Source organism: Enterobacter cloacae complex sp. XAL002, assembly GCF_049236805.1.
GTDB lineage: Bacteria > Pseudomonadota > Gammaproteobacteria > Enterobacterales > Enterobacteriaceae > Enterobacter > Enterobacter intestinihominis.
Genome location: NZ_JBMKJN010000043.1, coordinates 1 through 9,132 on the forward strand (window position 1 = coordinate 1; position 9,132 = coordinate 9,132).

Consider the following 9,132-nt stretch of genomic DNA (forward strand, 5'->3'; position numbering starts at 1 on the left):
AACTTTATTGCTTCTGCATAAAAAAATTACTGGGGATCCCTCAGCCCACAGGGAGAGGGTTAGGGTGAGGGTACCCAAAACCCCTCACAGCATTGCAACCACGCCTGTGCGCTGTGCGACAGATACACCCCTTCACGCCAGATCATCCCTAACTGCCAGTGCAGATCGCTCTCCAGCGGGATCCAGCGCAGCGTGTTTTTATCCAGCCGCTCGCAGATCGGCTGCGGCAGGATGGCTATCCCCACGCCCGCCTGTACCATCGCTGCCAGAAAATCCCACTGGCCGCTGCGCACCGCAATGCGCGGCTTTACGTTGTGCTGGTTAAACAGCGCCATCAGCTGGCGGCTTAAGGCGAAATCTTCGTTGTAAATCAGCAGCGGGTGTTCGCCGAGCAGCTCGGGTTTTACTGATTCAATCTTCAGCCAGTCGCCGGAGCGCGGCACCAGCACGCACAGCGGGTGGCTGAACAGCGGCAGCGTCGCCAGGCCGCTTTCCTCCTCTACGGGAAGGGCCGTCATGGCCACGTCCAGTTCACCGTTCATCACCGCCTGCTGCACGGTCAGGCCGCCAAATTCAGAAATTTTTAGCTCAACGCCGGGATAGCGCTGGCGAAACAGGCTAATCGGCCCGGCCATCATCATGCCGACCATCGGCGGAATGCCGAGCCGCAGCAGCCCTTTTGTCAGGTGGTTGATGTCCCCAAGCTCGGCCTCCAGCTGGCGGAACTCCGCCAGAATTGCCAGCCCGCGCTCGAACACCACGCGACCGGTATCGGTCAGCAGCAGCTTGCGCCCGTCGCGGATCAGCAGGGTACAGTTCAGCTCATCTTCGAGGTTTTTCAGCATCTTACTGATGGTAGGCTGGGTTACGAATAACTTCTCCGCTGCGCGGGTAAAACTTTGCTGGCGAACCACCTCGACAAAATAGCGCAGCGTTCTTATGTCCATGATTATTCCTCGAAACTATACCTTCGATGATTTTAATTCATTTCAGTCGATACCGTACGCTCACTATACTGGCGCCTCGTCTCATTTCTGAGGAAAACCCCCATGGCCGTGGCGTTAAGCCGTGTTACGCCTGCCGTTGTTCAACGACTCCAGGTACCGGTTCAGGTACTGCTCTACGCGGGACTGTTTGTTTTTGCTGAATATCTTGTCGACTGGCTGAACCTGCCTTTACCCGCCAACCTGGTGGGAATGGTGCTGATGCTGACGCTGATCCTCTGTCGCGCGTTGCCCCTTAGCTGGGTGCGGGCCGGTGCGCGCTGGCTGCTGGCGGAGATGCTGCTGTTCTTCGTTCCGGCCGTGGTGGCGGTGGTGAATTATGCGCAACTGCTGATGGTCGACGGCTGGCGCATCTTTGCGGTTATCGCCCTGAGCACGCTGATGGTGCTGGGCGCCACCGCCTGGGTGGTGGATAAAGTGTATCGCTTTGAAATCAGCAGGCAGAAGCATGACTAACTTTCAGATAAGCGTGCTATGCCTGATTGCGACAGTCGTCATTTACTTTGCCAACAAGCGCCTGTATCGCCGCTTTCGCACGCTGCCGCTGATGCCGCTGGTCTTTACGCCGATCCTGCTGGTGCTGATGCTGGTCTTCGGCCATATCTCCTGGCAGAACTACATTGGTGAATCCCACTGGCTGCTGTGGCTGCTCGGCCCGGCGACTATCGCCTTTGCGGTGCCGGTGTATGACAACCTGGCAATTATTAAACGCCACTGGATGTCGCTCAGCGCGGGAGTCGTCACCGCGACGGTAGTGGCGGTGTGCAGCTCGGTCTGGCTGGCGCGGCTGTTTACCCTGTCTGATGAAATCCAGCGCAGCCTGGCGGTACGCTCGGTGACCACACCGTTCGCGCTGGCGGCGGCTAAACCGCTCGGCGGACAGCCGGATCTGGTGGCGCTGTTTGTGGTGGTGACCGGCGTGTTCGGCATGGCAGTGGGGGATGTGCTGTTTCTGCGCCTTTCCATTCGCGAAGGGATGGCGAAAGGCGCGGGGTTTGGTGCGGCGTCGCACGGGGCGGGGACGGCACGTTCGTATGAGCTGGGACAGCAGGAAGGCGTTGTTGCAAGCCTGGTGATGATGCTCTCGGGCGTGACAATGGTATTAATCGCGCCGCTGGTGGCGTGGGTGATGTTTTAAGTTCCCCGGCCAGAGCGACCGGGGAGAAAAGGTTTAGTGCGCGCGGCCTTGCTCAACACCCAGGCCGGTTTGCGAGCGGATAAACTGGGCGCGGAATTTCTCACGCTCCAGGTTACCCTCCGGCGAGTTGTCGGTCGCTGAGAAGAACCAGATCCCAATAAACGCCACGGCAATGGAGAACAGCGCCGGGTATTCATACGGGAAGATAGCGCTTTCGTGACCGAGGATCTGCACCCAGATGGTCGGGCCGAGGATCATCAGAATCACCGCCGTCAGCAGCCCCAGCCAGCCGCCAATCATCGCCCCACGGGTGGTCAGTTTTGACCAGTACATGGAGAGCAGAATGATCGGGAAGTTACAGCTTGCCGCAATCGAGAAGGCCAGCCCCACCATAAAGGCGATGTTCTGCTTCTCGAACAAAATCCCCAGCAGGATGGCGACGACGCCCAGCACCAGTACGGTGATTTTGGAGACTTTCAGCTCATCGCGCTCGCTTGCGCCTTTGCGGAAAACGTTGGCGTAGAGATCGTGCGATACCGCAGACGCACCAGCCAGCGTCAGCCCTGCAACCACCGCGAGGATGGTGGCGAAGGCCACGGCAGAGATAAAGCCGAGGAACAGGTTACCGCCTACCGCGTCGGCCAGATGCACCGCCGCCATGTTGTTACCGCCGATAAGCGCGCCCGCCGCGTCTTTAAACGCCGGGTTTGCCCCCACCAGCATGATCGCGCCAAAGCCGATGATAAAGGTCAGTATGTAGAAGTAGCCCATAAACCCGGTGGCGTAGAACACGCTTTTACGCGCTTCACGTGCATCAGACACCGTGAAGAAACGCATCAGGATATGCGGCAGGCCAGCGGTACCGAACATCAGGCCGAGACCGAGCGAGAGCGCGGATATCGGATCTTTCACCAGCCCGCCCGGGCTCATGATCGCTTCCCCTTTCGGGTGCACTGACATGGCTTCGGTAAACAGATTATTGAAGCTGAACCCGACGTGCTTCATCACCATAAAGGCCATAAAGCTGGCGCCGAACAGCAGCAGTACCGCTTTGATGATCTGTACCCAGGTGGTGGCCAGCATGCCGCCGAACAGGACGTACATCACCATCAGCACGCCTACCAGCACCACCGCGACGTGGTAGTTCAGACCGAACAGCAGCTCGATCAGTTTGCCCGCGCCGACCATCTGGGCGATGAGATAGAGCGCCACCACCACCAGCGAACCGCAGGCGGAGAGCATGCGGATGGGGCCTTGTTTGAGGCGGTATGAAGCTACGTCTGCAAAGGTGTAGCGGCCAAGGTTACGCAGGCGCTCGGCAATCAGGAACAGAATGATCGGCCAGCCGACGAGGAAGCCGAGGGAGTAGATCAGGCCGTCATACCCCGAGGTATAAACCAGCGCGGAGATCCCGAGGAACGAGGCGGCAGACATAAAGTCTCCCGCAATCGCCAGCCCGTTCTGGAAGCCGGTAATGTTGCCGCCCGCGGTGTAGTAATCGTTACGGGAGCGCACGCGTTTCGACGCCCAGTAGGTGATGTAAAGCGTTAGCACCACGAAAATCAGGAACATGATAATCGCCTGCCAGTTGGTTGGCTGGCGCTGGACCTCGCCGGTAAGGGCATCTGCCGCATGGGCAGCAAAGGGAAGTGTGGCGGCAAGCGCCGTCAGGACTCGCTTCATGATGCTTTTACCTCGCGCAGAACTTCTCTGTTAAGACGATCGAATTCACCGTTCGCACGCCAGACATACACACCTGTCAGCACAAACGAAATAACGATAACGCCAATGCCAATTGGGATGCCGCGCGTAACGCTGGTTCCGGCGTGCAGCGGCGTACCGAGCCACTGCGGCGCAAAGGCGATCAGCAGAATAAAGCCGACGTAAATAACCAGCATGATGATGGAAAGGATAAAGGCAAACCGTTGCCGTTTTTCGACGAGCTCCCTGTAGTGCGCACTATTCTCTATCTGCTGACAAATATCGTTATTCATCACAGAGTCTCCAAAGGTAAGGTTGGTTTGTTTTTATCCCCTCTCCCCAATGGGGAGAGGGTTAGGGTGATGGAAGGAAGGTGCGGTCTGATGCCCTCACCCCGGCCCTCTCCCACGGGGAGAGGGAGAAAACACTAGGAAGGCATTGCGATGGCCTGCTTCTCTTCGAGCAGTTTGTCCACCACGCCAGGATCGGCAAGCGTTGAGGTATCACCGAGGTTGCTGGTGTCGCCCGCTGCGATTTTGCGCAGAATACGGCGCATAATCTTGCCGGAACGGGTTTTCGGCAGTGAGTCGGTCCAGTGCAGCACGTCCGGCGTGGCCAGCGGGCCGATCTCTTTACGCACCCAGTTACGCACCTCGGTATACAGCTCTGGCGACGGCTCCTCGCCGTGGTTCAGGGTGACGTAGGCGTAGATCGCCTGGCCTTTGATGTTGTGAGGAATGCCGACAACTGCCGCTTCGGCAATCTTCGGATGCGACACCAGCGCAGACTCAATCTCCGCCGTGCCCAGACGGTGGCCGGAAACATTCAGCACGTCGTCCACGCGTCCGGTGATCCAGTAATAACCGTCTTCGTCCCGGCGCGCGCCGTCGCCGCTGAAGTACATGTTTTTAAAGGTCGAGAAGTAGGTCTGCTCGAAGCGCTCATGGTCGCCGAACAGGGTACGCGCCTGGCCAGGCCAGGAATCGACGATTACCAGGTTGCCTTCGGTGGCCCCTTCCTGCGGATTGCCTTCGTTGTCCACCAGCGCGGGCTGCACGCCGAAGAACGGACGGGTGGCCGAACCGGCTTTCAACTGCGTGGCGCCCGGCATCGGGGTGATCATGAAGCCGCCGGTTTCGGTCTGCCACCAGGTGTCCATCACCGGGCACTTCTCGTTGCCGATCTTCTTCCAGTACCACTCCCAGGCTTCCGGGTTGATCGGCTCGCCCACGGAACCGAGGATGCGCAGGGAAGAGCGGTCGGTCCCTTCGATGGCTTTATCGCCTTCCGCCATCAGCGCACGGATCGCCGTTGGCGCGGTGTAGAGAATGTTGACCTGATGCTTATCGACCACCTGGCACATACGCGCCGGCGTTGGCCAGTTAGGTACGCCTTCAAACATCAGCGTCGTTGCGCCGCAGGCCAGCGGGCCGTACAGCAGGTAGCTGTGACCGGTGACCCAGCCCACGTCGGCGGTACACCAGTAGATGTCGCCCGGATGGTAGTCGAAAACGTATTTAAAGGTGGTGGCCGCGTAAACCAGATAGCCGCCGGTGGTATGCAGCACGCCTTTCGGCTTACCGGTGGATCCGGAGGTATAAAGGATAAACAGCGGATCTTCCGCGTTCATCTCTTCCGGCTGATGCTGGTCGCTTGCGTTTTCAATCAGATCGCTCCACCACAGGTCTCGGCCCTCGTGCCAGTCAATGTTGCCGCCCGTGCGTTTGAAGACAATGACGTTATGGATGGATTTCACGTTCGGGTTTTTCAGCGCTTCATCGACGTTTTTCTTCAGCGGAATGCCGCGCCCGGCACGCACGCCCTCGTCAGCGGTGATCACCAGCTTTGAGTTCGAGTCGACGATACGTCCGGCAACCGCCTCCGGCGAGAAGCCACCAAAAATAACGGAGTGGATCGCGCCGATGCGCGCGCAGGCCAGCATAGCCACCGCGGCTTCCGGCACCATTGGCATATAGATCGCCACCACATCGCCTTTTTTAATGCCCTGGGCCAGCAGCACGTTGGCGAAGCGGCAGACGTCGCGATGAAGCTCTTTATATGAGATGTGTTTGCTCTGAGAGGCATCGTCGCCTTCCCAGATAATGGCCGTTTCGTTGCCGCGTTCGGCAAGATGGCGGTCCAGGCAGTTCGCCGCCAGGTTCAGCGTGCCGTCTTCATACCATTTAATGGAGACGTTGCCCGGCGCGAAAGAGGTGTTCTTTACCTTCTGATAAGGTTTGATCCAGTCGAGGATGTGGCCCTGTTCACCCCAGAATGCGTCAGGGCTGGAAATGGACTGCTGGTATTTCTCCTGGTACTGCTCCGGGCTTATCAGGCAACGGTCCGCAATGTTTGCGGGAATGTCGTGTTTGTGTATTTGGCTCATGGCTTTTTTTCTCCTTGTAAGATGTTAATAATATGTCGCAAAAACGTTAATAGTAGGGGCTTTACAAGCTTTGTTTAGTATTTGGGCGACAGATCACGCAATGTCTGAAGAGTATGAAAATTGAGCGAATGAAACTTTGAAGGGAAATAATTCATCTGAAGAATTATTCACTTTTTTGTTTGTAAAAGTTTTTTCATAACAATCGGTTATTGATGTGGATTGCTATTAATTACCGTCAATGACGCTTTTTGCAGTGAAATGCCTTGTTCTTTAAGGCTTGCGCAGCATGCCGTGCAAATGATACTCATACGGCGCGTTAAAAAATCCCATAAACCAACGCAACACAATTCATACCCTTTCAGTATGTCTCCATATTCATGCAGTTTTGCTGGTGCGGAGATTTCATTGAGGAAGTCAGTTTCTATGAAAAATTTGAAAGTCAGCCTGGCCTGGCAGATCCTGCTGGCCCTTGTGCTGGGCATCTTGCTGGGCAGTTACCTCCATTACCATAGCGACAGCCGCGAGTGGCTGATTGCGAACCTTCTCTCGCCAGCGGGCGATATCTTTATTCATCTGATCAAGATGATTGTTGTGCCGATTGTGATCTCGACGCTGGTGGTCGGTATTGCCGGGGTAGGTGATGCGAAACAGTTAGGCCGCATCGGCGTTAAAACCATTCTCTATTTCGAAGTGATCACCACGGTTGCCATCATTCTTGGTATCACCCTGGCGAACGTGTTCCAGCCAGGTTCCGGGATTGATATGTCGCAGCTGGCGACGGTGGATATTTCGAAATACCAAAGCACCACCGCCGACGTGCAGAGCCATTCGCATGGGCTGATGGGGACTATCCTCTCGCTGGTGCCGACCAACATTATCGCGTCAATGGCGAAGGGCGAGATGCTGCCGATCATCTTCTTCTCGGTGCTCTTTGGTCTGGGGCTTTCTTCCCTGCCCGCGACGCACCGTGAACCGCTGGTAACGGTGTTCCGCTCTATCTCTGAAACCATGTTCAAAGTCACCCACATGGTGATGCGCTATGCGCCGGTGGGTGTTTTTGCGCTGATCGCCGTAACCGTGGCGAACTTCGGCTTTGCTTCCCTGTGGCCGTTGGCGAAGCTGGTGATTCTGGTGCACTTCGCGATCCTGTTCTTCGCGCTGGTGGTGCTGGGGATTGTGGCGCGCCTGTGCGGGCTGAGCATCTGGATCCTGATCCGCATTCTGAAAGATGAGCTGATTCTGGCGTACTCCACGGCAAGCTCCGAGAGCGTGCTGCCGCGTATCATTGAGAAGATGGAGGCCTACGGTGCACCGGCGTCCATTACCAGCTTCGTTGTACCGACCGGTTACTCCTTCAACCTGGATGGTTCAACGCTGTATCAGAGTATTGCGGCAATCTTTATCGCTCAGCTGTACGGCATTGACCTGTCGCTGTGGCAGGAAATCGTGCTGGTGTTGACCCTGATGGTGACCTCAAAGGGTATCGCAGGCGTGCCGGGCGTCTCCTTCGTGGTGCTGCTGGCGACGCTGGGCAGCGTCGGTATTCCGCTGGAAGGCCTGGCGTTTATCGCCGGTGTGGACCGTATCCTCGACATGGCGCGTACCGCGCTGAACGTGGTGGGTAATGCGCTGGCGGTGCTGGTAATCTCCAAGTGGGAACACAAGTTCGACCGTAAAAAAGCGCTGGCGTATGAACGCGAGGTGCTGGGTCGTTTTGATAAAACGGCTGACCAATGATGTAAAAATGCCGGGTGGCGGCTTCGCCTTACCCGGCCTACATAAGCCGCAGGCCCGGTAAGCGCAGCGCGACCGGGCAATAATTTACTCCCCGCTCAACGCATCAAACTCTTCACACCCGGTATCAAACCCTTCCGTACAGCTCAGGTTTAACCAGTAAAGCGCTTTCTGTTTATTCGGTGTGATAAAGCCTTTCTCACCCTGCCTGAACAGCATGCCTGCCCAGTACTCCGCATAACCCGTCCGGGACAGAGCCGAACTCCGCTTGAACCACGCCGCAGCCTGCACGTCATCCTGAGGGACTTCAACGCCGTTGGCATAGATCAGCCCCAGCAGCTGTTGCGCGTCTACCGCCGAGTCGCTATCGATGTCTTCGGTCGCCGTTTGCAGCAGTTTAATGGCCTGCGGGTAGTCGGTCTTGCCTGCTTGCGTGTTCACCAGCACCCGCGCCAGCATGATCGCGCCGCGTTTGCTGCCCGCAATGTTTGCCTGTTGGGCCAGAGCTTTGGCCTGTGCGTAGTCGCCCTGCGTAAAGAGGATTTGCGACAGCAGCGCCATGGCGTCGACATTGCCGCCTTTCGCCGCTTTCTCGGCCCACAGCGCGGCCTGCTTGCTGTCGCCGGAGCTGAAGTACGTATCGGCAAGATAATACTGGGCGCGCGCATCACCGGCTTCCGCCTGTTTACGATACTGGCTGCCTATCTCATCGGCACGGGCAAAGGCGGTTAAAAATAACAACATCAGAAAAAGGGTTTTCATGGATTCTTATCATCTGGGTACACGCCGCGCAGTATAATCGCGGCGACAGAAGAAAAAAACGGGTGCGTTAAGACCTCAGCATCCCACAAGCCGGGCGGAACACGCGTTCCGCCCGAAGAGGTTAGCCTGCGTTACAGGCTAATTTCGCCGCCACCTCCTGATGTTCACTCTTTATTGAAAACTCACATAAGTTACCGCGAGTAATAAAGGTAAAGATCACTATCGTCAGGCAAATAATAAAGACGATGCCTAACGCAGTTTTTAATGGCGTCATGCCTTTTACTCCTTGTGAAAAAAAGAATAAGAGGCTACTCTCAACCTGTTGGGGGTTGAGGGGTAGCCTCGGGTTGTACTGCACCCATTTTGTTGGACGATGAAATGGAATAGTCCCTGATATGTCAAAGCCA

Annotated in this window: 9 protein-coding genes; 3 read left to right on the top strand and 6 right to left on the bottom strand. The window is 56.7% G+C overall.

What is annotated here, in order from left to right:
* Window positions 1-59 precede the first annotated feature (59 nt).
* Window positions 60-947, bottom strand: a complete 888-nt coding sequence (locus tag ACOT0L_RS23350; protein WP_022646759.1) for a LysR family transcriptional regulator — start codon at window positions 945-947, stop codon at window positions 60-62.
* Between the two features lie 102 nt (window positions 948-1,049).
* Here ACOT0L_RS23350 and ACOT0L_RS23355 point away from each other — a divergent pair, with 102 nt between their 5' ends.
* Window positions 1,050-1,460: a CidA/LrgA family protein gene (locus tag ACOT0L_RS23355; RefSeq protein ID WP_022646760.1), complete on the top strand. Its 411-nt coding sequence runs from the start codon at window positions 1,050-1,052 to the stop codon at window positions 1,458-1,460.
* Window positions 1,453-2,142, top strand: coding sequence for an LrgB family protein (locus ACOT0L_RS23360; RefSeq protein ID WP_022646761.1), 690 nt, complete (start codon window positions 1,453-1,455; stop codon window positions 2,140-2,142). Before ACOT0L_RS23355 ends, ACOT0L_RS23360 begins: the two co-directional genes overlap by 8 nt.
* Before the next feature lie 33 nt (window positions 2,143-2,175).
* Here ACOT0L_RS23360 and actP read toward each other — a convergent pair whose 3' ends face one another.
* The 3 genes from actP to acs all read right to left on the bottom strand — a co-directional run bounded on the left by actP (window position 2,176) and on the right by acs (window position 6,229).
* Window positions 2,176-3,825, bottom strand: coding sequence for a cation/acetate symporter ActP (gene actP / locus ACOT0L_RS23365; RefSeq protein ID WP_023299099.1), 1,650 nt, complete (start codon window positions 3,823-3,825; stop codon window positions 2,176-2,178).
* The gene (locus ACOT0L_RS23370) at window positions 3,822-4,136 is read right to left on the bottom strand and encodes a DUF485 domain-containing protein (protein WP_022646763.1); all 315 of its coding nucleotides are present in this window, start codon (window positions 4,134-4,136) and stop codon (window positions 3,822-3,824) included. The genes actP and ACOT0L_RS23370 overlap by 4 nt, the downstream gene beginning before the upstream one ends.
* A 134-nt stretch (window positions 4,137-4,270) precedes the next feature.
* Window positions 4,271-6,229, bottom strand: coding sequence for an acetate--CoA ligase (gene acs, locus ACOT0L_RS23375; protein WP_023299100.1), 1,959 nt, complete (start codon window positions 6,227-6,229; stop codon window positions 4,271-4,273).
* A gap of 423 nt (window positions 6,230-6,652) precedes the next feature.
* Between acs and gltP the strand changes: the two genes are divergently transcribed.
* Complete coding sequence (gene gltP / locus ACOT0L_RS23380) at window positions 6,653-7,966, top strand: glutamate/aspartate:proton symporter GltP (protein WP_022646765.1); 1,314 nt, start codon at window positions 6,653-6,655, stop codon at window positions 7,964-7,966.
* Window positions 7,967-8,050: 84 nt separating this feature from the next.
* Here gltP and ACOT0L_RS23385 read toward each other — a convergent pair whose 3' ends face one another.
* Both ACOT0L_RS23385 and ACOT0L_RS23390 read right to left on the bottom strand, forming a co-directional pair.
* Window positions 8,051-8,725 carry a tetratricopeptide repeat protein gene (locus ACOT0L_RS23385; protein ID WP_126504335.1) on the bottom strand — a complete coding sequence of 225 codons (675 nt, stop codon included), beginning with the start codon at window positions 8,723-8,725 and terminating at the stop codon, window positions 8,051-8,053.
* A gap of 121 nt (window positions 8,726-8,846) precedes the next feature.
* A complete protein-coding gene (locus ACOT0L_RS23390; protein ID WP_022646767.1) occupies window positions 8,847-8,999 on the bottom strand; it encodes a Hok/Gef family protein in 153 nt (50 codons plus the stop codon).
* Window positions 9,000-9,132 lie beyond the last annotated feature (133 nt).